Below are 22,714 nucleotides of genomic sequence, written 5' to 3'. Positions count from 1 at the left end.
GTAGCGGGGCAGGATAGCCCCGGGTTTTAAACGGATGGAGATGTCCATTGAAGGACACAATGCCATGGTGAGTCGTGGTCGGGCTCGTGGTATATGGCTGTCGGTGGTAAGCGGGCTGGGCGGCGCAATGATTGCGCTTCCGGGCGTGGCTGGCGACCTGCCACCGCCCCCGAGCAGTATGGAGGCTGTCGCTGATGCACAGTTGTTTCTGGAACTGGTGGTCAACCAGATGGACACCGGTCGCGTTATTGCGGTCGATCAACGGGCCGGGCAACTCTTTGTGCCGGCCAGTGCGTTGCAGGACGTGGGCATGAAGCTGCCGGGTGAGCCGAGTGGCAGTGTGGCGCTGGACAAGATTCCTGGCCTGCACAGCGATTACGACAGCAACGGCCAGCGCCTGCTGCTGGATGTGCCGCCGTCGTGGTTGCAGGAACAATTCATCGGCAACCGCAACACCTATCCGCGTACCCAGGCGATGAGCAGCTTCGGCGCCTTGCTCAACTATGACCTGTATTTCAACGACACCGACGAAGGCGGCAGCTACCTCGCCGCCTGGAACGAAGTGCGGTTGTTCGACAGCTGGGGCACCTTGTCCACTACCGGCCAGTACCGCCAGACCCTGGCCGATGGCGTCAGCAGCAGTACCTTAACCAACGGCTACCGGCGCTATGACACCACTTGGCGTTTCTCCGATGATGAGCGGCTGCTGACCTATGAGGCCGGTGACGTGATCAGCGGCGCCTTGCCCTGGAGCAGCTCGGTGCGCCTGGGTGGCGTGCAGTTTTCCCGGGACTTCGCGGTGCGTCCGGACCTGGTGACTTACCCCTTGCCGCAGTTTGCGGGTGAGGCAGCGGTGCCGTCGTCGGTAGACCTGTTCATCAATGGCTACAAATCTGAGAGCGCGCTGCTGCAACCGGGGCCTTACACCCTGACCAATGTGCCGTTTATCAATGGCGCGGGCGAAGCCGTGGTGGTGACCACTGATGCCCTCGGTCGTCAGGTGTCGACCACGGTACCGTTCTATGTGACCAGCACCCTGCTGCAAGAAGGCCTGACGGATTTTTCGGTGGCCGCCGGTTCCTTGCGCCGTGAATACGCCCTGAAGGATTTCGCCTATGGCCCCGGCGTGGCCAGCGGCACCTTCCGTTATGGTTATTCCGACAACCTGACCCTGGAAAGCCATGCCGAAGCCTCCAGTGACCTGACCCTGGGCGGCGTGGGTGGCAACCTGCGGCTGGGCAATTTCGGCGTACTCAATACCGCTGTCAGCCAAAGCCGGTTCGAAGGCCGTAGTGGCCAGCAACTGAGCCTGGGCTATCAATACAACAGCACGCGCTACAGCCTGTCCTATCAGCGGGTGGAGCGTCACGCCGAATACGCCGACCTGACCCTGGTCGACACGCCTTACGCCAGCCTCAGTAAACGCAGCGAGCAGGTGACCCTGAGCCTTAACCTGGAACGCTTCGGCAGCCTGGGCGTGGGGTATTTCGACGTACAGGCGGCGGACGATTCGCGTACGCGCCTGCTCAACCTGAGCTGGAGCAAGCCGCTGTGGCGCAATACCAGTTTCTACCTGTCGGCCAACCGCGAGATCGGTGACAGCAATTGGGCGATGCAGGCGCAACTGGTGATCCCGTTTGATCTCAACGGCAGCCTGGCCTTGAGCGCCGAGCGCAGCAAGGACGGCGCCAGTCGCCAACGGCTCAACTACAGCCACGCTGTGCCCAGCGAAGGCGGGGTGGGCTACAACCTCGGTTATGCCCAGGGCGATGGCCCGGCCTACCGGCAGGCTGACCTGACGTGGCGCTTGCAGTCGGTGCAGTTGCAGGCCGGCGTCTATGGCAGCAGCGACGCCGAGACACGGTGGGCGGATGCCAGCGGCTCGCTGGTGTGGATGGGGGGCGACGCCTTTGCCGCCAACCGCATCAACGATGCCTTCGTGGTGGTGAGTACCCAGGGCTTCGCCGGGATCCCGGTGCGCTACGAGAACCAACTGGTGGGCGAAACCGACCGCAATGGCCACCTGCTGGTGCCATGGAGCAGCGCGTATTACCGTGCCAAGTATGAAATCGATCCGTTGAACCTGCCGCTCAACGTGCAGAGCCCGAATGTGGAACAGCGGGTATCAGTGCGGCGCGGCAGCGGTTACCTGCTGGAATTCCCCCTGCGCCGGGTGCTCGCAGCCAGCGTCACCCTGGTGGACACCGAGCATCAGGAATTGCCCCTGGGCAGCCTGGTGGTGCACGAGCAGAGTCACCAGCAGGCGGTGGTCGGCTGGGATGGCCTGGTGTACCTGGAAAACCTCTCGGCGCATAACACCTTGCAGGTCATGCAGGGTGAAGGGCGTACCTGCCAGGCGCGATTCGATATCGACGAGCAGCAACAGGGCGTGCCGTTGATCGGGCCGTTGGTGTGCCAATGAGAGGGATCGGATGGCTGGCTGCCGTGGGGCTAATGTTGTCGGGCCAGGCCATGGCGCTGTGTTCGGTGGTCACCACGGCGCCGGCGAGTTTTGGCTCGATCAGTTCGATGACGGTGCGCACGGCGGCGCAGGCCAGTTCGACGGCCAACTCAGGGTTGAGCTGCACCTCGGCATTGATTTCGGTGCTGGTGTCCTCCGACCATTTCTACGCGACGATTACCTCATCCAAGACCGGGATGGTCGGGCCTACCGGCGATGTTATCGGCTATACGATCTACGGCAGCAACAGCACCAGCTTTCCGATTGCCCGGGGGGCGCAGTTTGATTTTGGCGGGGCGGGGGGCATTGCCCAGAGCATCGGGTTGATCGCAGGGCCTGGAGTGAAAACCGTGCCGCTGTACGTGAGCAGCATCACCGGCAGCAACGTCGCTGCGGGGCTGTACACCGAGACCTTGAACATTGCCTGGAACTGGAACTACTGCTCGGGCATCGGCATTGGTGGTATCTGCCTGGGCCGCGACGTAGGCAGCGGCACGGCGGCGTTGACCGTGAGCATGACCGTCACCAATGACTGCCAGATCACGGCGCCCAACATCAGCTTTGGCAGTGCCCCGGTAATCAGTGGCTTCACCACGGTGAGCGGGCAGGCGAGTATCTCCTGCACCAAGGGCAGTGCCTACAACGTGGGGCTGAGCGACGGCCAGAACGCCGTCGGCGTAGGCGGGCGGCGGCGGATGATTTCAGGCGGTAACTACTTGGCCTACGACATCTTCAAAAGTGCGGGTACCACGCGCTGGGGCAGTGTGGGGGCGGCGCGCCGCGACAGCTCCACGGCCGAGGTCAATCCCGGCAATGGCCTGGGCATCGGCAGCCAGGTGTTCAACTACAACGCCAGGATCTACAGCGACCAGAGCACGCCGCCCGCCGGCACCTACCTCGACAACGTAGTACTCGACGTGGGTTTCTAGAACGTCTGCATCGCCGGGGCGGGCTGATTCACCGGGCTGACCACCGCATAATTGTAGCCAGCGCCGGACCAGTATTGGGCCTGCAATCCATCCGCACTGCGGCTGCCACGGGGCAGGAAGCCGTTTTCCGGGCCTGGTGGGCGGATGTAGAAACTGATGCGCCGCCCTTGCGGGTCTTCGTACAGCACCATGGCCGCGGCGCCTTGCTCGGTAGTGAGCAACCGCCCGCTGACTGGCGTAAACCCGGATGCGCTCAAGTCAGGCAGGCGATGCGCCTGGTTGAAGTAGCGATCGAGCCAGGCCTGCATTGTGCCGCCACCCTCGCCCTTGTAGTCGGCGGGCATGATGCCGTCCTGGGCAAACAAGCGGAACGCCTGCATCGCATCGGCCATCGGCAATTGGGCTGGCTGTGTGGCTTCACGGGCGTGCCAGCCAGCGAGGCCGCCGAAGCTGACGGCAATCAGCAACACCGCCGCGCTGGCGAGGTGGCGGCGCGATTGACGCTTGATACGCTGGCGAATCAGCGCCGGGTCCAGGTCAGGGTTGGCCGGCTGTTGCAGGGCACCCCCCAACGCGGCGCGCAGCAGCTGCGCGTCGTGCTGCCAGGCGTGGACCTGGGCTGCGACGTCGGGGTGGGCCGCCAAATAGGTTTCAAGCGCACGGCGATCACTTTCCAGCAGTTGGTGGTCGACGTAGGCATGCAAATCGCGTTCGCTGGGGGGCAGGCTGATCATTTGAGTATCCGCAGGGAAGGGCTGGCAATCTCGCCATCACTGAGTTGGCGCAGGGCTTGGCGCGCCCGGGACAGGCGCGACATCACGGTACCGATGGGCACCTCAAGAATCTCGGCGACTTCCTTGTAGCTTAAACCTTCGACCGAGACCCACAGCAGCAGCGCGCGTTGCTCGGTGTTGAGTTGATCGAAGGCTTGCAGGGTCGACTGGGCGATCACTGTGCGCTCCGCCGACGGCTGCGCATCGTCGCGCCCGGTGAAGAATTCCAGCATGCGTGCATAGCGTCGGGTGCGGCGGTGGGCATCAAGGAACTGCCGGTAGAGGATCGAGAACAGCCAGGCGCGTAGGTCGCCTTCGACGCGTTTATCGGCCCAACTGATGATCCCCCGCTCCAGGGTCGACTGCACCAGGTCGTCCGCACTGCTGGCGTTACGGGTCAGGGACACGGCAAAGCGCCGCAGCCTGGGGATGAGTTCACGTAACTGTTCGTCGAGTTCATGCATGGGCATCGGGCTGTTTACTACGCTGGGACTAGAGAGACGTGCGGCGTCGAAGGTTATTCCCCGTGTTGGGAAATAAATCCAGGGCCCGGGAATAGAGCCGATCGGCGTTCGTCTTAATGCTCCGACCTAATGTTCATCCCTAAGGGCTTCGGCCCTGGAGTTTCTTCATGGTAGATCACTCATCACCGCCCCGTCCCCCGCTGAGCACGGCAAGCCTTATCGCGCGCCTGGCGGGTATCGGTGCCGTGGTTGCGGTTGTGGCGGGGGCATTTGCCTACGTCAATGGCACCCTCGACCCACAGCGCCTGCGCCCGAAAACCTTGGTCAACGCCCTGGAAGCCAGTAATGGCGTGCACCCCGGATTCCGCCGTAACCATGCCAAGGGTGTGTGTGTCGCGGGGTATTTCGAGAGCAGTCCCGAAGCCCGTGCCTACTCCAGCGCCCAGGTGTTCAGCGAGGCCAAGACCCCGCTGATCGGCCGGTTTGCCTTGCCCAGCGGCAACCCCTATGCGCCGGACAGCAGTGTGCCGATCCGTAGTTTTGCCGTGCAATTGAGCCAGGCCAACGGCCAGCAGTGGCGCACCGGCATGAACAGCATGCCGGTGTTCCCGGTGGGCACACCCGAAGCGTTCTACCAGTTGCTCAAGGCCGGCGCACCGGACCCTGCCACCGGCAAGCCGAACCCGGCGAGCATGCCCGCGTTTTTTGCCGCCCACCCCGAGTCCGCGCCGTTTTTGGCCTGGGTCAAGACCGCCAAGCCGTCGGCCAGTTATGCGACTGAAACGTACAACGGTATCAACGCGTTTTATCTGGTGGGCGCCGATGGCAAGCGCCAGGCCGTGCGTTGGGGCGTTGTGCCCCAGAGTCAGGATGCGGCGGGGGATGCCGCGCCGGCGGGGAGTGATTTCCTCGAAAAAGACCTGGTGCAGCGCCTGGCAGCCGGGCCGCTGCGCTGGCAGTTGAACATGACGCTAGCCAACCCCGGCGACCCGCTGGACGATGCGAGCAAGGCCTGGACCGGCGAGCATAAGGTCATCAACGCCGGCACCCTGGTCGTGCAAAGCAGCCAGCCGCAAGCGGACGGTGATTGCCGCGATATCAACTTCGACCCGCTGATTCTGCCCCGTGGCATCGAAGCCTCCAATGACCCCTTGCTGGCAGCACGTTCTGCGGCGTATGCCAGTTCTTACCTGCGCCGCGCCGGCGAAGTCAGCTCGTTGCACAGCGCCCCTCAGGAGTCGAAGCCATGAATGCCCAACCACGGTTTTTCGCGCCCCTGGCGCGCCTGCTGCACTGGCTGATGGCGCTGATGGTCATCGCCATGCTGTTCATCGGCGCGGGCCTGGCGGCCTCTGTCTCAGAACGGCATGAATGGTTGATCCACCTGCACAAGCCGCTGGGCATCGCGATCCTGGCCTTGGTGATCGTGCGGCTGGTGGTGCGCTTCTCCACACGCCAACCGCCGTTGCCCAGCGACTTGCCGCTTTGGCAAGTGTTGGCAGCCAAGGCCTCCCACTTGGTGCTGTATGCCTTGATGCTGGTATTGCCGCTGCTGGGCTGGGCGATGATTTCGGCGGCGGGTGACCCGGTGATGCTCAGCAGCTCGGTGCAATTGCCGGCGCTGGTGGGCGCGAATGCACCGTTGTTCGCGGTGCTGCGCAAGGCCCATGGGTTTTTGGCGTACCTGCTGTTCCTGACGGTGCTGTTGCACCTGGCGGCGGCGCTGTTCCATGGGTTGATCCGGCGCGATGGCGTGCTGCAGAGCATGACCGGCAGCAAGCGCGTGTAGGAACAGGCTTGCCGGCGATGGCGCCCTTCAAAGCCATGCAGTCATCAAGGGCCTCATCGCCGACAAGCCGGTTACCGCAGCGTTAGCGTAGGGTCGTCACGATGTCAGCGACCGTACTCAATACGTCCTTGCCCAGCTGCTTGGAGCGTTCACCTGACCAGCCGGTTTTCGCGTTAGGCGCGTCGTCGTTGTCCTTGAATGGCATTTCAAGGGTCAGGGACAGGCAGTCGTATTTCTGGCCTACCGCGTTGCACGCCAGCGTCATGTTGGCCTGGCCCGGCAGGTCGCGGGTGTAGCCATGGGTGGTCTGGAAGTCACGGGTCAGGCTGCTCAAGTGGCTGCGGAAGTGCTTTTCCAGCGCCTCGATACGCGGGGTATAGCCGGGGTTGCCTTCGCAGCCGGCCGTGAAGACGTAGGGGATTTCTTCGTCGCCGTGAACATCAAGGAACAGGTCGACGCCGTACGTTTCCATCTGTTGTTGTACGAACAGTACTTCCGGGCTGATCTCCTGGCTGGCGCTCTGCCAGGCGCGGTTAAGGTCCTGGCCCATGGCGTTGGTGCGCAGGTGGCCGTGGAAGGCACCGTCCGGGTTCATGTTGGGCACCAGGTACAGGTCGGCGACTTTCAGTAGTTTTTTCATCTCGTCGTCGCCGTCTTGTTGCAGGCGTTCGATGATGCCTTCCATGAACCATTCGGCCATGTGCTCGCCAGGATGCTGTTGGGCGATGATCCAGATCTTGCGTCGGCCCTCGCCACCCTTGCCACGCCGTAGCAGCTGGATATCTCGGCCTTCGACGCTTTTCCCGGTCGCCAGCAACTGGGTGTCAGCGCGACTCAGGGCCTGCTCGATCAGCCAGTCGTGGCGTTCGCGGCTGTAGGGTTCGAAATAGGCAAACCAGGCTTGTTTCTCGCGGGTCTCAAGGCTGATATGCAGGATTTCCCCATCAAAACGCGAGGGCACCCTGAACCAGTTGATATGGTCGTAGGACGCTACCGCGTTGTAGCCGCTCCACGCGTGTGGGTAAGACGACTTGCCAGCATTGCTCAGGCGAAAGGTGTGGGTGTGGCCCACGTGCATGCCTTCGGCCTTGAAGTGGAACCACTGGAAGTGTGCACTGCGCGTATCGGGTTCGATTGCCAGCAGCAACTGATAGGAGTCATGGGCATCCAGTACCTGGATATTGCCACTGTCGAAGTCGGTGCTGATCCTGATGGACGTCAAGGCCACGGTCATAGTCTGGTTGCCTGAATATGAGTGTTGTGGCGGCTATATTACACAGGAGTCTGGTAAAGGCTGGATGCAAAATTGTTGCGCGAGGGAGGGGGGCGTCATCCGTGACGCCGCAGCAGCTTAGAATCTATGAGATTGATTCTCAAGCGCTATTTCGCAAAGATCTGGGCTAGAGCGTCCGCCTGGCTTTCTTTTAGCGATGGTCTTTTGCTACCATGCGCGCCATCGAGCAACACAGTCTTCATTAGCCTGAAGCCATGCCAGGAAAACTGGCAAAAAAAAGACCCGGCCAAAGAGCCGGGTCAAAAACCGTGATTAGCCTGATGAGGAGATATTCCAAGAGTCCGACCTAAGGTCCCTTGGTCTATCGACTGATCTCGCGATCAGCTGGGTCCAATAATAATCATTATCATTTGCAAGTCAAATGTTTTTATCCACGAGATAGAAATATTTTTTCTTCGCGCCTGTTATCCGTTCGCCTGAGCCTCTGGCACCTGCAACGAACGCTCCACCATCGCTTTCGCCATATCGATCAAATACACCACTGAAAACGCCAGGTCCCGATGACTGCCCTGATGGCTGCTCGCTGATTCATACGCCGTGGCCGCTGCGCTGCGCAACAGATCGGAGGCATGCACCAGGGCTTCTTCCTGGCTGATGCCTGGCTTGATGGCAAACAGCGTCCCATCAGGGACTGATGCCGACATATCTTCTTTCAAGTAAAAGTCCAACGCACGCTGGGCGGCGCCGCTGCTGCGCAGGTCGTGCAGTTCGGCGTCTTCAGGGATTTCGGGCAGGAGATACGGGCTTGTCGTCATAAGGGGCGGTACTCTGGGTGGGTGTCGAAAACCTTATGTCCGATGATAGTACGTATCGTATTTATGTCGTTTTATGGATTACTACAAACTGTTTATTGCCCTGAAACCTGCGTGACGTATCGTCAGCCCCCATGGATAACTGGATCGCGTTGGTCAGGGCCAACATGGAAGACCGCAAGGTCACGCAGGGTGAACTGGCGGAGCGCCTGGGCATGTCCCAGGGCGGCGTTGGCCATTGGCTCAACAAACGCCGTGCGCCGAGCCTGGTGGACATGAACCGGGTGCTGGCAGCGCTGGGGCTGGGGTACCTGGAAGTTGCGCTGGATATTCGCGAGCGTGCCAATCAAGCGCCCCCGCGAAAAAACTACAACCCGTATTTCCGTTACCCGGTCAGCGATTGGAAAAGGCTGTGCGAAGTTCGCGAAGAGCGAGCGGCCTATGGCGCAGCCCGCTTCGAATTGACGGATTATCAGGCCCATGGCGACGCGTTCTGGCTGCCGGTCACGGGCGACGCCATGACTGCGCCCAGCGGCCTGAGCGTCAGTGCGGGAATGATGATCCTGGTCGATCCGGCCATTGCCGCCGAACCCGGCAGACTGGTGGTTGCACAGTGGGCAGAGCGCCCCCAGGCGACCTTCCGCCAGTTGCTGGAAGAGGGCGGCCAGCGCTACCTGGTGCCGCTCAATCCCACCTATCCGAAACAGTTGTTGACCGCCGATTGTCGCCTTCTTGGTGTCGTCGTGCAGGCTACGGCAAAGTTTTAACCCGCCGTTTCGAGTTCCACCAACGCGCAACCTTCCGCGACCATTTCGCCTTCCTGGCAGAACAGTGCCTTGACCACCCCGGCCTGGGGTGCGCGGATGCTGTGTTCCATCTTCATCGCTTCCAGCACCACCAGTTGCGTGCCGGCCTCCACCTGCTGGCCCACCTCTACCAGTACTCGCACAATGCTGCCGTTCATCGGCGCTGTCAGGCCGCCCTGGTGAGACTGGCTGGCCTCGACGGCTGCAATCGGGTCGAAGAGCGTCACGCCTTGCATCTCGCCATCCCAACGCAGATAAACCGTGTGGCCATGACGCACCGCCAGATGGCTGCGGCGCACGCCCTGTTGCTCGATCAGCAACTGTTCACCCCGCAACGTTGGCGTCTCTGGGCCCAATGTCACCAGTCGATCCTGGCCATTGCAGCACAAATGCAGCGAAACCTCGGCTGGCAGGCCGGCACGAAACCCCCGCGTGTCCGCCCAAGGTCCATCACCCGGCGGCAAGCTCTGGATGTAGGCCGCCGCTGCGGCTTGCCAGAATTCATCGCTGAGTGCTCCCGGTGCTGGCAGCAGCTCTTCCTGGTAACGCGGAATGAACCCGGTATCCAACTCGGCCGCCGCAAACGCAGGGTGCCCGATGATGCGCCGCAAAAAGCTCAGGTTGGTCTTGAGCCCGCCCACGGCAAACTCGTCGAGCATGCCCAACAACCGCAGTCGCGCCTGTTCCCGGTCCTCGCCCCAGGCGATCAGCTTGCCGAGCATGGGGTCGTAGAACGGCGATACGCTGTCGCCTTGCTCCACACCGCTGTCCACGCGGCGCCCCGGCCCCGGGGTGGATTCGCGGTACAGCGTCAGGTGCCCGGTGGCCGGCAAGAAATCATTGGCCGGGTCCTCGGCATACAGGCGCACTTCAATCGCATGGCCGATCAGCGGCACCTGCTCCTGGGTGATCGGCAGCGCCTCGCCCTGGGCGACGCGAATCTGCCAAGCCACCAGGTCCAGCCCGGTAATCGCCTCGGTCACCGGGTGCTCCACCTGCAGCCGCGTGTTCATCTCCATGAAGAAGAACTCGCCGCGCGCATCGAGTAAAAACTCCACGGTGCCGGCCCCGACATAGCCGATGGCCTGGGCTGCGCGCACGGCGGCTTCGCCCATGGCCCTGCGTTGTTCCACGCTCAACCCCGGCGCAGGCGCTTCCTCGACCACTTTTTGGTGACGACGCTGGATCGAGCAGTCCCGTTCATTGAGATACAGACAGTGCCCATGCTTGTCGGCAAACACCTGGATCTCCACGTGGCGAGGCTTGAGCAGGTACTTTTCCACCAGCATCTGCCCATTGCCGAAGGACGACAGCGCTTCACGCTGGGCAGACGCGAGGGCTTCGGCCAATTGGCTGACGTCCTCGACCACCTTCATGCCTTTGCCGCCGCCACCGGCCGTGGCCTTGAGCAGCACGGGGTAGCCGATGCGCTCGCAGGCGGCGCGGAAGGTTTCCAGGTCCTGGGCTGCGCCGTGGTAACCCGGCACCAGGGGCACGCCTGCGGTTTCCATCAGCGCCTTGGCGGCCGATTTGCTGCCCATGGCATCAATCGCGCAGGCGGGCGGGCCGAGGAAGATCAAGCCGGCTGCTTCAATCGCGCGGGCAAACCCTGCGTTTTCCGACAAAAAGCCATAACCTGGATGAATCGCCTGGGCGCCACTGGCCTGGGCGGCGGCGATCAATTTGTCGATTTGCAAGTAGCTGTCGGTGGCCTTGCTGCCACCCAGGTCGACACGAATATCCGCCTCACGGCTATGGCGTGCATCGCGGTCAGTGGCGCTGTGCACTGCCACAGTGGTCAGGCCCATGGCCTTGGCGGTGCGCATCACCCGGCAGGCAATCTCGCCCCGGTTGGCCACCAGCAGTGTCGTCAATGTGCTCATGAACGCGGCTCCTGGGGCTGCCAGCTCGGTGGACGTTTCTGCAGGAAGGCGCGCAAGCCTTCCTGGCCCTCGGCGCTGACGCGAATGCGCGCAATGGCATTTTCGCAATAGCGCCGCAGGGCCGGGGTGAGGGCGCCGTGGCCCACTTCGCGGAGCAAGTCCTTGCTGGCACGCATCGCCGCCGGGCTGTTCTGCAGCAGGTTGGCGATCCACTGTTCCACCTGATGGTCCAGCTCGCCAAGGGGATAACTTTCCGCCAACAAACCGATATCGCGCGCGCGTTGGCCGCCAAAACGCTCGGCGGTCAGGGCATAACGCCGCGCCGCGCGTTCGCCAATGGCTTGCACCACGAACGGGCTGATCACCGCCGGCGCCAGGCCGATGCGCACTTCCGACAGGCAGAATTGCGCGTCATCCGCGCCAATCGCCATATCGCAGCAACTGATCAAGCCCAGCGCGCCACCGTAGGCCGCGCCTTGCACCACCGCGAGGGTGGGGATCTTCAGCTTGGCCAGGTTGTACATCAGCTCCGCCAGTTCGCGGGCATCGTCCAGGTTGGTGTGGTAGTCCAGTTCGGCCGACTGCTGCATCCAGGCCAGGTCGGCCCCGGCGCTGAAGTGCTTGCCGCGCCCACGCAGGACGAGAAAGCGCAGGGATGGATCGCCCTGCACCTGATCGAGGGCGATGATCAGTTCGCGGATCATTTCGGCATTGAATGCGTTGTTCTTGGCTTCACGACTGAGCCACAGCGTGGCGAAGCCACTGCTGTCGGTAATCAGTTCGAGGGTGTTGAAATCGCTCATGGGGTACAGCTCCATTTACATGCGGAACACGCCGAAGCGGCTCGGCTCGATAGGGGCATTCAGCGACGCGGACAACGCCAGCGCGAGCACGTCACGGGTCTGCAACGGGTCAATCACACCGTCGTCCCACAGGCGTGCGCTGGAGTAGTAGGGGTGACCCTGGGTCTCGTACTGGTCGAGGATCGGCTGCTTGATCGCCGCCTCCTCTTCGGCGCTGAACCCCACGCCGGCGCGTTCAGCCTGCTCGCGCTTGACCTGCACCAGCACGCCGGCCGCCTGTTCGGCACCCATCACGCCAATGCGTGCGTTCGGCCACATCCATAGGAAGCGCGGGTCATAGGCGCGGCCGCACATGCCGTAGTTGCCGGCGCCAAAGCTGCCGCCGATGATCACCGTGAACTTCGGCACCTTGGCGCAGGCCACTGCCGTGACCAGCTTGGCACCGTGCTTGGCGATGCCGCCGGCTTCGTATTTCTGGCCGACCATGAAGCCGGTGATGTTTTGCAGGAATAGCAAAGGAATGCCGCGCTGGCAGGCCAACTCGATAAAGTGCGCGCCTTTTTGCGCCGCCTCAGCGAACAGAATCCCATTGTTGGCCAGGATCGCGATCGGGTAGCCGTGCAAGTGCGCAAAACCGCACACCAGCGTGGTGCCAAACAGGGCCTTGAACTCATCGAACACCGAACCGTCCACCAGGCGCGCGATCACTTCACGCACATCAAACGGTTGCTTGGCGTCGGCGGGGATCACGCCGTACAACTCTTCGCTGCTGTACAACGGCGCCACCGGCGGGCGTTGCCGTAATTCGCCCTGCTTGCGCCAATTGAGGTTGGCCACGCTGCGCCGCGCCAACGCCAGCGCATGTTCATCGCTGTCGGCATAGTGGTCGGCCACACCGGAGACCTTGCAGTGCACATCGGCACCGCCGAGGTCTTCGGCACTCACCACTTCACCGGTCGCGGCCTTCACCAGGGGTGGCCCGGCGAGGAAGATGGTGGCCTGGTTGCGCACCATGATCGCTTCGTCGGCCATCGCCGGCACATACGCGCCGCCTGCGGTGCACGAGCCCATCACCACGGCGATCTGCGGGATGCCCTGGGCGCTCATGTTGGCCTGGTTGAAGAAGATCCGCCCGAAGTGCTCGCGGTCCGGAAACACTTCGTCCTGGCGCGGCAGGTTGGCACCGCCGGAGTCCACCAGGTAGATGCATGGCAGGCGGTTCTGCTCGGCGATGGTCTGGGCGCGCAGGTGTTTTTTCACCGTGAGCGGGTAGTAGGAGCCGCCTTTCACCGTGGCGTCGTTGGCGACGATCATGCATTCGACCCCCTCCACGCAGCCGATTCCGGCGATCACCCCGGCGGCCGGCACGTCTTCGCCGTACACCTGGTGGGCGGCCAGTTGGCTGAGTTCAAGGAACGGCGAGCCTGGGTCGAGCAAACGGTTGATACGCTCGCGAGGCAACAGTTTGCCGCGCGAAGTGTGCCGTTCCTGGGCCTTGGCGCCGCCGCCTTGTTGCACATGGGCAAGCAGGGTCTGGAGGGCGTCGACCTGTTGGCGCATCGCCGCGCTATTGGCGGCAAACTCCGCCGAGCGCGGGTTGAGCTGGGTGTGCAAGGTGGCCATGGGGCGCTCCTTCAGCGGGTTTCGTTGAAGAGTTCGCGACCGATCAGCATCCGGCGAATTTCACTGGTGCCGGCGCCGATTTCATACAACTTGGCGTCGCGCAGCAGGCGCCCGGCCGGGAATTCGTTGATGTAGCCATTGCCACCGAGGATCTGGATCGCGTCGAGCGCCATTTGCGTGGCGCGTTCGGCGCTGTAGAGAATCACCCCGGCCGCATCCTTGCGCGTGGTCTCGCCACGCTCGCACGCCTGGGCCACGGCGTAGAGGTAGGCGCGGCTGGCGTTGAGCTGGGTGTACATGTCGGCGACCTTGCCCTGGATCAGCTGGAATTCGCCGATGCTCTGGCCAAACTGCTTACGGTCGTGGATGTAGGGAACGATCAGGTCCATGCACGCCTGCATGATCCCGGTAGGGCCGCCGGACAGCACCACGCGCTCGTAGTCGAGGCCGCTCATCAGCACTTTCACGCCACCATTGAGCGCGCCGAGGATATTTTCCTCCGGCACTTCCACGTCGTCGAAGAACAGTTCGCAGGTGTTGGAGCCACGCATGCCCAGCTTGTCGAACTTGTTGCTGCGGCTGAAGCCTTTCCAGTCGCGCTCGACGATGAACGCGGTAATGCCGTGCGGGCCCTTTTCCAGGTCGGTCTTGGCGTAGATCACATAGGTGCTGGCATCGGGGCCATTGGTGATCCAGGTCTTGCTCCCGTTGAGCACGTAATGGTCGCCGCGTTTATCCGCGCGCAGCTTCATCGAGACCACATCGGAACCGGCGTTCGGCTCGCTCATGGCCAGGGCACCGACGTGTTCGCCGCTGATGAGTGCGGGCAGGTACTTGAGTTTCTGCTCGTGGTTGCCGTTGCGGTTGATCTGGTTCACACACAGGTTGGAATGCGCGCCGTAGGACAACGCCACCGACGCCGAGCCCCGGCTGATCTCTTCCATGGCCACCACGTGGGCCAGGTAACCCAGGCCGGCGCCGCCGTATTCTTCCGGCACGGTAATGCCTAGCAAGCCCATGTCGCCGAACTTGCGCCACAGGTCGGCGGGAAACAGGTTGTCGATGTCGATCTGGGCCGCGCGGGGCGCGATTTCCTTGCTCACGAAGGACTGCACCTGGTCGCGCAGCATGTCGATGGTTTCACCGAGGGCGAAGTTCAGGGACGGGTAACTCATGGACAGGCACCTTAATGTGAGCTTTGTTGTTGTGTGGAGGGCGCCAGGGGAGGGCGCTCACCTTTACGTTAACGTAAACTTGCGTTACGGCGCTGTCAATCGTAGTTTACGTTTACGTCAACCTACAAAAAAGACAACAGGGGTCGTTATGGATCAACCGAATCAGAGCTACAGCCGTGGCGCTCAGGACAAGACCTTGCTGGCCATGACCATTGGCCAGGCCTTCGATCGAACCGTCGCACTCCATCCCGATGGCGAGGCCCTGGTGGTGCGTCACCAGCAGCGCCGCTACACCTGGCGGCAGCTGGCTGAAACGGTAGACCTGCACGCGCGTGCCTTTCTTGCCCTGGGCATGCAGGCTGGCGACCGGCTGGGGATCTGGGCACCCAATTGCGCCGAGTGGTGCATCAGCCAGATCGCCAGCGCCAAACTCGGCGTGATCCTGGTCAATATCAACCCGGCGTATCGCAGCAGTGAACTGGAGTACGTGCTCAAGCAGTCCGGCTGCCAATGGCTGGTGTGCGCCGGGTCGTTCAAGACCTCCGACTACCATGGGATGCTGCAGGCACTGAACCCCGACCTGCGCGGCATGATCAGCCTCGACCCCAGCCCACCCCCGGGATTCCTGCCCTGGGCGCAGCTCTCGGCGCTCGGGGCAGGCATTGCGCCCGACCAACTCCACACCCGCCAGGCCAACCTGCACTTCGACCAGGCCGTCAACATCCAATACACCTCCGGCACCACCGGATTTCCGAAGGGCGCCACCCTCAGTCACCACAACATCCTTAACAACGGCTACATGGTCGGCGAAAGCCTTGGCCTGACCGCGCAAGACCGCCTGGTGATCCCGGTGCCGCTGTATCACTGCTTCGGCATGGTCATGGGCAACCTGGGCTGCATCACCCATGGCACCACCATGATCTATCCCAATGACGGCTTCGATCCGCTATTGACGCTCACCGCCGTCGCCGAAGAACGCGCCACCGGCCTGTATGGCGTGCCCACCATGTTTATCGCCATGCTCGATCACCCACGGCTGGGTGACTTCGACCTGTCCACCCTGCGCACCGGCATCATGGCCGGCGCCACGTGCCCCATCGAGGTGATGCGGCGCGTGATCAGCGAGATGCACATGAGTGAGGTGCAGATTGCCTACGGCATGACTGAAACCAGCCCGGTGTCCTTGCAAACCGGGGCGGATGACGATCTGGAGCGCCGCGTGACCACCGTCGGGCGCACCCAGCCGCAATTGGAAAACAAGATCATCGACGCCGATGGCAATACGGTTGGGCACGGTGAAATCGGTGAGTTGTGCACCCGTGGCTACAGCGTGATGCTCGGCTACTGGGACAACCCGGACGCCACCCGCGAGGCCATCGACGGCGCCGGCTGGATGCACACCGGCGACCTGGCGAGCATGGACGCCCACGGTTACGTATGCATCGCCGGGCGCAATAAGGACATGATCATTCGCGGCGGCGAGAACGTGTACCCGCGTGAGCTGGAGGAGTTCTTCTTCACTCATCCGGCGGTGGCGGATGTGCAGGTTATCGGCATTCCGGATGAGCGTTACGGCGAAGCCATCGTCGCCTGGGTCAAGTTCCATCCAGGCCATGTGGCCAATGAGCTTGAGCTGCAAACCTGGTGCAAGGGCCGCATCGCACACTTCAAGACGCCCAAGCATTTCAAGTTCGTGGATGAGTTTCCGATGACCGTGACGGGCAAGATCCAGAAATTCCGCATGCGCGAAATCAGCATCGAGGAGCTGCGAACGCAGGAGTGACTGGCTGCATGGTGTCTATTTGTGGGCGCAGGCAAGCCAGCGCTCACATTGAATGGCAGCGTGTCAGGTGAATTGTCAAAACCCAGGAAGCACAAAGGGGACCCGAAGGTCCCCTTTAATTTTTCGTTGCGTGCTCTTTTTTTATTATTGAGGGGCGGTCTATTGTTGTTTTTAGCAACCGTTTCCCTTTACCGCTGTTTTTAGCGACCCCCATCCGGGGTCAAGAGCAAACGTATTTTTTTGAGCGCTGACCTGCTTCTTCGTTATCGATCCAACCAGTGGGTAGCTACCTGAGGTAGTTTTATTTTTCTCTAACCGGTTGCGGGTTTCGGCATGCCGTACCCTGCGAAGCACATCTTCTCCAAAAAAATCTGTTAGCTGCGTCTCTGCCGTGTTGTTTTTGTTATGTCAGAGTCGTTTCGTCTTATTTTTATTAGGTTTGGCGCTTTTTATTCTTGTTATGCCATAGAGATAGCAGAAGCCGTGCCAACTTTTAAAAACCCTTTAAAATCAACAAGATAAATTTCATGTGGGAAATGGCCTACGGCAAATACGACAAAATATGTTCCCGTGTTACTCGATGTGTAGGCGTGCGGTAACACATTGTCACGGCTACGCTACTCAACCGGCGTTACGGGCCTTCGCCACCCGTGAGCCGGTAGGTCGGCCCAACACGTTGCTGATTTGCTGGCCTGCGCCAATCAATGCCTGCAGGTCGATACCGGTATGGATGCCCAGGCCGTTGAGCAGGTACAACACATCTTCCGTGGCGACGTTACCGCTGGCGCCCTTGGCGTAGGGGCAGCCACCGAGGCCCGCGATAGAGCTGTCGAACACCGTGATCCCTTCCAGCAGGCTGGCGTAGATATTGGCGATGGCCTGGCCATAGGTGTCATGGAAGTGCCCCGCCAGCCTGTCCCGAGGCACCTGCGCCCCGACCACCTCGAACAGCCGCCGCGTGGCGCCTGCCGTGCCGGTGCCGATGGTGTCGCCGAGGGACACCTCATAGCAGCCCATGGCATGCAACTCCCGCGCGACCGCCGCCACTTGCTCCGGCGCGATCTCGCCTTCATACGGGCAACCCAGCACGCACGACACATAGCCACGCACGTTCACCCCGTGCTGCCTGGCCGCCGCCATGATCGGCGCAAAACGCGCCAGGCTGTCACTGATGGAACAGTTGATATTGCGCTGGGAAAACGCCTCGGACGCGGCCGCAAACACCGCAACTTCCTTGACGCCGGCCGCCAATGCGTCCTCAAAACCGCGCAGGTTCGGCGCCAGGGCTCCATAGGTCACGCCGGGCTTGCGCTGGATCTGCGCGAAAACCTCCGCCGAACCGGCCATTTGTGGCACCCACTTGGGCGAGACAAAGCTGCCGACCTCGATATAGCTCAGGCCGGCAGCGCTGAGCGCGTCGACCAAGTGGACCTTGTCCGCCACGCTGATGGGTTGGGCCTCGTTCTGCAGGCCGTCGCGCGGGCCGACTTCCACCAGCCGTACGTGTGAGGGGAGGGACATGGCAGTTACCTTCTGATCAGTGGCCAGCCTGGCGCATGGTGTGGGCCAGGGCCTGGGTGCAGCGCTCTTCGGCGGTGTCCAGTTCCAGCTTCATTTGTTCGATATCCAGCAGTTGCTGTTCCAACTGCTCACGGCGCTCGGCGATTTTTGCCAGCATGCTGTTGAGTTGGACGTGGTTACCACTGCTTGGGTCGTAGAGTTCGATCAGCTCGCGGCATTCGGCCAGGGAAAACCCGATGCGCTTGCCGCGCAGGATCAGCTTGAGGCTGACCTTGTCGCGCGCCGAGTAGATGCGCTCCTGGCCCCGGCGCTCCGGAGCCAGCAGGCCTTGCTCTTCATAAAATCGAATGGCGCGGGTGGTGATGTCGAGCTCGCGGGCGAGGTCGGAGATGCTGTAGGTCGTGCTCATGGGGGCGCTCAAGAAGGTCTTGGCGTTAAGCTAATGGCAGGTTGACGTAAACGTCAAGGGCGCGCGCTCACTGCTTGCCATCCAACTTCTTCTCGTGGGCCGTCACCTGCTGGCACAACTCAATCATCTGCTCGCGCATCCAGCGGTTGGCCGGGTCCTGGTCGGTACTTTCGTGCCAGTACAGGTGGGTTTCAACCGGCGGCACATCGTTGACCGGCAGGTTGAACCAGTGCAGTTCGTGGCGACGGGCGAAGCGCTCGGGTACGGTCATGACCATGTCGGTTTGCTGCAACACTTGCGACGCCATCAGGTAATGCTGGGAGCGCAGGGCGATCTTGCGCTGGATGCCCATCTTGCCGAGGGCCAGGTCAACGTGGCCCAGACCATTGCGGCGGCTGGAGATATGGATATGGGTCAGCGACAGGTAGTCGTCCAGGGTGAGCTTGTCCTTGCCGGCCATGGGGTGGCCCTTGCGCATGGCGCACACGTAGCGGTCTTCCATCAGCTTGACGTGGCGCACCTGCGGGTCGGTGTTCAGCGGCGCGTCCACGGCAAAATCCAGGCGCCCGGCAGCCAGCTCCTTGGTGGTCTCGCGGCGTTTGGACAGGAAACTCTCGATCACCACAGTGGGTGCCAGGCGGCGCAGGCGCTGGAACAGCAGCGGCAGGATCACGGCCTCGGTGAGGTCGGTCATGCTGATGCGGTAGGTCTTGGCCGCCTGTTGCGGGTTAAAGATGCGGCTTTCCTGTACCGACACCCGCAGCAACGACAGCGCATTGCGCACCGGGCCGATGATGTTCTGCGCCATCGGGGTGGGCACCATGCCTTGGGCGGTGCGCACGAACAGGGGGTCGTTGAAGGTTTCGCGCAGTCGGGCCAGAGCGTTGGACACCGCCGGTTGGGTGATGCCGACAATCTGCCCGGCGCGGGTCAGGTTGGCTTCGGTATAGATCGCGTCAAAGACGATAAACAGGTTGAGGTCGACCTTGCTCAGATTCATTTCGTTGCGCTCTTATTGTTAGGTGGCCATACGTCGATCATATATCGGTGATGAATGTTAATACACGCCGAGAATAGGCTAGGTAAATTATCAGCGCTGTTCTAGCATCGATTGCATGACCTAAACAACCTCTCAGAGAAGGGAGCTGCTCATGGATTTCGCCTATTCGCCCAAGGTTCAGGAACTGCGTGAACGCGTCACTGCGTTCATGGACGCTTACGTTTACCCGGCCGAGCCGGTGTTCGAACGCCAGGTCAGCGAAGGCGACCGCTGGCAGCCCACTGCAATCATGGAAGAGTTGAAAGCCAAGGCCAAAGCCGAAGGCCTGTGGAACCTGTTCCTGCCGGAATCCGAACTGGGCGCCGGCCTCACCAACCTTGAATATGCACCCCTGGCGGAAATCATGGGTCGATCCTTGCTGGGGCCGGAACCGTTCAACTGCTCCGCCCCCGACACTGGCAACATGGAAGTGTTGGTGCGCTACGCCAACGAAGAACAGAAGCAACGCTGGTTGGAGCCATTGTTGCGCGGCGAGATCCGCTCGGCATTCGCCATGACCGAGCCGGACGTGGCGTCCTCGGACGCGACCAACATGGCTGCCCGCGCCGAGCGCCAGGGTGACGAGTGGGTGATCAACGGCAAGAAATGGTGGACCTCCGGTGCCTGCGACCCGCGCTGCAAGATCCTGATCTTCATGGGCCTGAGCAACCCGGATGCGCCGCGCCACCAGCAGCACTCGATGATCCTGGTGCCGGTGGACGCCCCCGGCGTGAAGATCGTGCGCCCGCTGCCAGTGTTCGGCTACGACGACGCGCCCCACGGCCACGCCGAAGTGCTGTTCGACAATGTGCGTGTGCCCTATGAAAACGTATTGCTCGGTGAAGGCCGTGGTTTCGAAATCGCACAGGGTCGCCTTGGCCCAGGCCGTATCCACCACTGCATGCGTTCCATCGGCATGGCCGAGCGCGCCTTGGAATTGATGTGCAAACGCTCCGTCAGTCGTACTGCGTTCGGCAAGCCGCTGGCACGTTTGGGCGGCAATATCGACAAGATCGCCGACTCACGGATGGAGATCGACATGGCGCGCCTGCTGACCCTGAAGGCGGCCTATATGATGGACACCGTGGGTAACAAAGTGGCAAAAAGCGAAATCGCCCAGATCAAGGTGGTCGCGCCGAATGTGGCCTTGAAGGTGATCGACCGTGCGATCCAGATCCATGGCGGTGCCGGGGTTTCCAATGACTTCCCGCTGGCCTACATGTACGCCATGCAACGCACCCTGCGTCTGGCCGACGGCCCGGACGAAGTGCACCGGGCGGCGATCGGCAAGTTCGAGATTGGCAAGTACGTGCCTAAAGAGCTGATGCGCAGCGGGCAGTAACACCGAGTTGCCTGTATTCGCGGGCAAGCCCGCTCCCACAGTCGACCGTATTCCAACATGAGAATGCGCTCGGCTGTGGGAGCGAGCGTGCTCGCGAAGAGGCCGGTCCAGCCACCCCGCAACCCCCGGATCAGTAGACCCACACCTCCACCCGCCGATTCTTGATCCTGCCTTCATCTGCCGTATTCGCCGCGACCGGCATCTGTGCGCCAAACCCGTGAATCTCCCTTAGCACCACGCCGCTCTTGACCAACTCCCGGCGCACCGCCATCGCCCGAAGCTTCGACAGCAACGCCGCTCGCTGCGGGTCATTCTTCGCGTCGCCGAACCCCACGAGCGTGACCTGTTTGTCGAGTTTGGCGTGGCTTCTTATATACGCCACCACCCGTTGCAGGTCCTGGCGAGCCTTGTTATCCAGGCTGGCGCTGCCTTCCTCGAAACGAAAGTTCACCGTCAAGCGCTTCGCTTCACGCGCGATCGCTTGATAGTCCTCGGGCATCGAGGCGCGAGGCTCGACATCCATCGCCTGCACCTGCTGAGCGATAAACCCGCTGGCCGCGACGATCGCCTGGCCCTTGCTGCTCTGTGTAAAGTCCACCAGCGCCTTGGCCCACGGGTTATGGCCCGACGGCGGCAGGTAGAAAAACAGCCGACGGGACAGTGGGTAATCCTCGGTGGCAATCAGGCTGTTCAGTGGCAACATCGGTTGTGAGTCGCCGTCCACAATCGCCACTGCCTTGGCCTGGCGCACGTAGGGCAGGCCGATAAAGCCGATACCCTGGGGATCCTGGCTGACCGCGTCGGACAGTTGCTCGCTGGACTCGAAGCGCTTGGCAGAAAGCGCCAGTGGTTTGCCACGCAGGCGCAGCACCAGGTCCTTGAAGGTGTCGTAGGTGCCGGATTGGTCATCACGTGCATACACATGAATCGGCCCGCCGACGCCGCCCACGGCCTCCCAGGTACTGGCTTCACCATTGAAGACCTGCGCCAGTTGCTCGGTATTCAGGCTATTCAACGGGTTTTGCGGGTTGAGGATGATCGCCAGGCCGTCGATGGCGATCACTTGCTCGGCTTCGGGGCTCTTGAGGTCGCCGAGGGGTTCGAGGTCGACCAACTCGCTGTCCTTGATCGGACGAGACGATGCCGCCAGGTCGGCGGTGGCTTTCTTCAGCGCCGTGAACCCGGTGCTGGAACCATGGGCCGCGACCTCGATGGTCACGGCCTTGCCCTGGCGCGTCTTGCCAATCACGCGCTGTTCATTGGGCCCTTCGGCGGGTTCTATGTGCACGCTCTGCAAGCCCTGGTGTTCCATCAACCCCTTGACCAACGCCGGACCCAGCGCCGCGCCAATGGTGTTGGAACCCTGGATGCGTAACGCAGGGCCTTGATCGGGAACGGAGAGGGGAGCAGCCATGGAAACGAGGGGTAACAGGGTCAGCAGGAACAGAACGCGCAGCTTCATGCTGGCACCTTCTCAAGCCAAAGGGAGTGCGACGAGAATAAGTCAGGCAGGTTTCAACAATATGACGCTCGACGGTAGGAGCGGGCTTGTCCGCGAAGCCGGGCCGACAGCTAACCACTATCTCCCTGTCTTCCCACGATCCAAAAATGTGGGAGTGGGCTTGCTCGCGAAAGCGGCCTGACAGCCAACCACAATCTTCCTGACACCCCGCGACCCAAAACTGTGGGAGCGGGCTTGCCCGCGAAGGCGGCCTGACAGCCAACCACTCTCTGCCTGACACCCCACGATCCAAAAATGTGGGAGCGGGCTTGCCCGCGAAGGCGGCCTGCCAGCCAACCACTCTCTTCCTGACACCCCACGATCCAAAAATGTGGGAGCGGGCTTGCTCGCGAAAGCGCCCTAACAG

At 61.9% G+C, this 22,714-nt stretch carries 19 protein-coding genes; 7 read left to right on the top strand and 12 right to left on the bottom strand.

The annotated features are described in order from the left end of the window. Positions 1–64: 64 nt before the first annotated feature. Both CQ002_RS27545 and CQ002_RS27540 read left to right on the top strand, forming a co-directional pair. Positions 65–2,422, top strand: a complete 2,358-nt coding sequence (locus CQ002_RS27545) for a fimbria/pilus outer membrane usher protein (protein WP_105163146.1) — start codon at positions 65–67, stop codon at positions 2,420–2,422. Continuing rightward, the gene (locus CQ002_RS27540; protein WP_174555859.1) at positions 2,419–3,390 is read left to right on the top strand and encodes a spore coat U domain-containing protein; all 972 of its coding nucleotides are present in this window, start codon (positions 2,419–2,421) and stop codon (positions 3,388–3,390) included. The genes CQ002_RS27545 and CQ002_RS27540 overlap by 4 nt, the downstream gene beginning before the upstream one ends. Here CQ002_RS27540 and CQ002_RS27535 read toward each other — a convergent pair. Together CQ002_RS27535 and CQ002_RS27530 are read right to left on the bottom strand one after the other, a co-directional pair. Next, positions 3,387–4,124, bottom strand: a complete 738-nt coding sequence (locus CQ002_RS27535) for an anti-sigma factor (protein WP_034107209.1) — start codon at positions 4,122–4,124, stop codon at positions 3,387–3,389. The genes CQ002_RS27540 and CQ002_RS27535 overlap by 4 nt on opposite strands. Continuing rightward, the gene (locus CQ002_RS27530; RefSeq protein WP_034108452.1) at positions 4,121–4,627 is read right to left on the bottom strand and encodes a sigma-70 family RNA polymerase sigma factor; all 507 of its coding nucleotides are present in this window, start codon (positions 4,625–4,627) and stop codon (positions 4,121–4,123) included. Before CQ002_RS27530 ends, CQ002_RS27535 begins: the two co-directional genes overlap by 4 nt. Before the next feature lie 167 nt (positions 4,628–4,794). On the opposite strand from CQ002_RS27530, the gene CQ002_RS27525 reads away from it, so the two are divergent. Both CQ002_RS27525 and CQ002_RS27520 read left to right on the top strand, forming a co-directional pair. Further along, a complete protein-coding gene (locus CQ002_RS27525; protein ID WP_034107207.1) occupies positions 4,795–5,877 on the top strand; it encodes a catalase family peroxidase in 1,083 nt (360 codons plus the stop codon). Next, a complete protein-coding gene (locus tag CQ002_RS27520) occupies positions 5,874–6,416 on the top strand; it encodes a cytochrome b (RefSeq protein WP_034107205.1) in 543 nt (180 codons plus the stop codon). Before CQ002_RS27525 ends, CQ002_RS27520 begins: the two co-directional genes overlap by 4 nt. 82 nt (positions 6,417–6,498) lie before the next feature. On the opposite strand, the gene CQ002_RS27515 is transcribed toward CQ002_RS27520, so the two are convergent. Together CQ002_RS27515 and CQ002_RS27505 are read right to left on the bottom strand one after the other, a co-directional pair. Beyond that, complete coding sequence (locus tag CQ002_RS27515) at positions 6,499–7,650, bottom strand: M14-type cytosolic carboxypeptidase (protein WP_034107203.1); 1,152 nt, start codon at positions 7,648–7,650, stop codon at positions 6,499–6,501. 464 nt (positions 7,651–8,114) lie between these two features. Further along, the gene (locus CQ002_RS27505; RefSeq protein WP_034107201.1) at positions 8,115–8,465 is read right to left on the bottom strand and encodes a DUF6124 family protein; all 351 of its coding nucleotides are present in this window, start codon (positions 8,463–8,465) and stop codon (positions 8,115–8,117) included. A 131-nt stretch (positions 8,466–8,596) separates the two neighbouring features. Here CQ002_RS27505 and CQ002_RS27500 point away from each other — a divergent pair, with 131 nt between their 5' ends. Continuing rightward, positions 8,597–9,229, top strand: a complete 633-nt coding sequence (locus tag CQ002_RS27500; RefSeq protein WP_069077740.1) for a LexA family transcriptional regulator — start codon at positions 8,597–8,599, stop codon at positions 9,227–9,229. On the opposite strand, the gene CQ002_RS27495 is transcribed toward CQ002_RS27500, so the two are convergent. From CQ002_RS27495 to CQ002_RS27480, 4 genes are read right to left on the bottom strand one after another with little or no spacing between them, the layout of a single operon-like run. Continuing rightward, positions 9,226–11,151, bottom strand: a complete 1,926-nt coding sequence (locus CQ002_RS27495; protein ID WP_034107196.1) for an acetyl/propionyl/methylcrotonyl-CoA carboxylase subunit alpha — start codon at positions 11,149–11,151, stop codon at positions 9,226–9,228. The two genes, CQ002_RS27500 and CQ002_RS27495, sit on opposite strands and share 4 nt — an antisense overlap. After that, on the bottom strand, positions 11,148–11,954 hold the full coding sequence (locus CQ002_RS27490; protein ID WP_105162514.1) for a gamma-carboxygeranoyl-CoA hydratase: 807 nt from the start codon (positions 11,952–11,954) through the stop codon (positions 11,148–11,150). Before CQ002_RS27490 ends, CQ002_RS27495 begins: the two co-directional genes overlap by 4 nt. A gap of 15 nt (positions 11,955–11,969) precedes the next feature. After that, the gene (locus CQ002_RS27485; RefSeq protein ID WP_069077741.1) at positions 11,970–13,577 is read right to left on the bottom strand and encodes a carboxyl transferase domain-containing protein; all 1,608 of its coding nucleotides are present in this window, start codon (positions 13,575–13,577) and stop codon (positions 11,970–11,972) included. Between the two features lie 11 nt (positions 13,578–13,588). Further along, a complete protein-coding gene (locus tag CQ002_RS27480; RefSeq protein ID WP_034107190.1) occupies positions 13,589–14,752 on the bottom strand; it encodes an isovaleryl-CoA dehydrogenase in 1,164 nt (387 codons plus the stop codon). 148 nt (positions 14,753–14,900) lie between these two features. Here CQ002_RS27480 and CQ002_RS27475 point away from each other — a divergent pair, with 148 nt between their 5' ends. Further along, a complete protein-coding gene (locus CQ002_RS27475; protein WP_034107188.1) occupies positions 14,901–16,535 on the top strand; it encodes an AMP-binding protein in 1,635 nt (544 codons plus the stop codon). A gap of 621 nt (positions 16,536–17,156) precedes the next feature. Here CQ002_RS27475 and CQ002_RS27470 read toward each other — a convergent pair. The 3 genes from CQ002_RS27470 to CQ002_RS27460 form a co-directional block, all read right to left on the bottom strand. Next, complete coding sequence (locus CQ002_RS27470; protein ID WP_034107186.1) at positions 17,157–18,056, bottom strand: hydroxymethylglutaryl-CoA lyase; 900 nt, start codon at positions 18,054–18,056, stop codon at positions 17,157–17,159. A gap of 16 nt (positions 18,057–18,072) precedes the next feature. Beyond that, complete coding sequence (locus tag CQ002_RS27465; protein WP_034107184.1) at positions 18,073–18,465, bottom strand: MerR family DNA-binding transcriptional regulator; 393 nt, start codon at positions 18,463–18,465, stop codon at positions 18,073–18,075. Between the two features lie 67 nt (positions 18,466–18,532). Then, the gene (locus CQ002_RS27460) at positions 18,533–19,465 is read right to left on the bottom strand and encodes a LysR family transcriptional regulator (RefSeq protein ID WP_034107182.1); all 933 of its coding nucleotides are present in this window, start codon (positions 19,463–19,465) and stop codon (positions 18,533–18,535) included. 151 nt (positions 19,466–19,616) lie between these two features. Between CQ002_RS27460 and CQ002_RS27455 the strand changes: the two genes are divergently transcribed. After that, positions 19,617–20,846, top strand: a complete 1,230-nt coding sequence (locus CQ002_RS27455) for an acyl-CoA dehydrogenase (RefSeq protein WP_029298342.1) — start codon at positions 19,617–19,619, stop codon at positions 20,844–20,846. A 130-nt stretch (positions 20,847–20,976) separates the two neighbouring features. On the opposite strand, the gene CQ002_RS27450 is transcribed toward CQ002_RS27455, so the two are convergent. Next, positions 20,977–22,308 (bottom strand): substrate-binding domain-containing protein, encoded by a 1,332-nt coding sequence (locus CQ002_RS27450; protein WP_105162513.1) that lies wholly within the window; start codon positions 22,306–22,308, stop codon positions 20,977–20,979. Positions 22,309–22,714: the final 406 nt, after the last annotated feature.

It is taken from the genome of Pseudomonas sp. MYb13 (assembly GCF_002980075.1).
Taxonomy (GTDB): Bacteria; Pseudomonadota; Gammaproteobacteria; order Pseudomonadales; family Pseudomonadaceae; genus Aquipseudomonas; species Aquipseudomonas lurida.
Note: the sequence above shows the minus strand (reverse complement) of the source record. Positions and strands in the feature narration are given on the sequence as shown.

Bases quoted from the DNA above. Each gene is read 5' to 3' on its own strand.
- CQ002_RS27530 (WP_034108452.1), bottom strand. From the start codon at position 4,627: ATGCATGAACTCGACGAACAGTTACGTGAACTCATCCCCAGGCTGCGG.
- CQ002_RS27505 (WP_034107201.1), bottom strand. From the start codon at position 8,465: ATGACGACAAGCCCGTATCTCCTGCCCGAAATCCCTGAAGACGCCGAA.
- CQ002_RS27490 (WP_105162514.1), bottom strand. From the start codon at position 11,954: ATGAGCGATTTCAACACCCTCGAACTGATTACCGACAGCAGTGGCTTC.
- CQ002_RS27515 (WP_034107203.1), bottom strand. From the start codon at position 7,650: ATGACCGTGGCCTTGACGTCCATCAGGATCAGCACCGACTTCGACAGT.
- CQ002_RS27535 (WP_034107209.1), bottom strand. From the start codon at position 4,124: ATGATCAGCCTGCCCCCCAGCGAACGCGATTTGCATGCCTACGTCGAC.
- CQ002_RS27465 (WP_034107184.1), bottom strand. From the start codon at position 18,465: ATGAGCACGACCTACAGCATCTCCGACCTCGCCCGCGAGCTCGACATC.
- CQ002_RS27495 (WP_034107196.1), bottom strand. From the start codon at position 11,151: ATGAGCACATTGACGACACTGCTGGTGGCCAACCGGGGCGAGATTGCC.
- CQ002_RS27475 (WP_034107188.1), top strand. From the start codon at position 14,901: ATGGATCAACCGAATCAGAGCTACAGCCGTGGCGCTCAGGACAAGACC.
- CQ002_RS27525 (WP_034107207.1), top strand. From the start codon at position 4,795: ATGGTAGATCACTCATCACCGCCCCGTCCCCCGCTGAGCACGGCAAGC.
- CQ002_RS27480 (WP_034107190.1), bottom strand. From the start codon at position 14,752: ATGAGTTACCCGTCCCTGAACTTCGCCCTCGGTGAAACCATCGACATG.
- CQ002_RS27455 (WP_029298342.1), top strand. From the start codon at position 19,617: ATGGATTTCGCCTATTCGCCCAAGGTTCAGGAACTGCGTGAACGCGTC.
- CQ002_RS27545 (WP_105163146.1), top strand. From the start codon at position 65: ATGGTGAGTCGTGGTCGGGCTCGTGGTATATGGCTGTCGGTGGTAAGC.
- CQ002_RS27520 (WP_034107205.1), top strand. From the start codon at position 5,874: ATGAATGCCCAACCACGGTTTTTCGCGCCCCTGGCGCGCCTGCTGCAC.
- CQ002_RS27460 (WP_034107182.1), bottom strand. From the start codon at position 19,465: ATGAATCTGAGCAAGGTCGACCTCAACCTGTTTATCGTCTTTGACGCG.
- CQ002_RS27470 (WP_034107186.1), bottom strand. From the start codon at position 18,056: ATGTCCCTCCCCTCACACGTACGGCTGGTGGAAGTCGGCCCGCGCGAC.
- CQ002_RS27485 (WP_069077741.1), bottom strand. From the start codon at position 13,577: ATGGCCACCTTGCACACCCAGCTCAACCCGCGCTCGGCGGAGTTTGCC.
- CQ002_RS27500 (WP_069077740.1), top strand. From the start codon at position 8,597: ATGGATAACTGGATCGCGTTGGTCAGGGCCAACATGGAAGACCGCAAG.
- CQ002_RS27450 (WP_105162513.1), bottom strand. From the start codon at position 22,308: ATGAAGCTGCGCGTTCTGTTCCTGCTGACCCTGTTACCCCTCGTTTCC.
- CQ002_RS27540 (WP_174555859.1), top strand. From the start codon at position 2,419: ATGAGAGGGATCGGATGGCTGGCTGCCGTGGGGCTAATGTTGTCGGGC.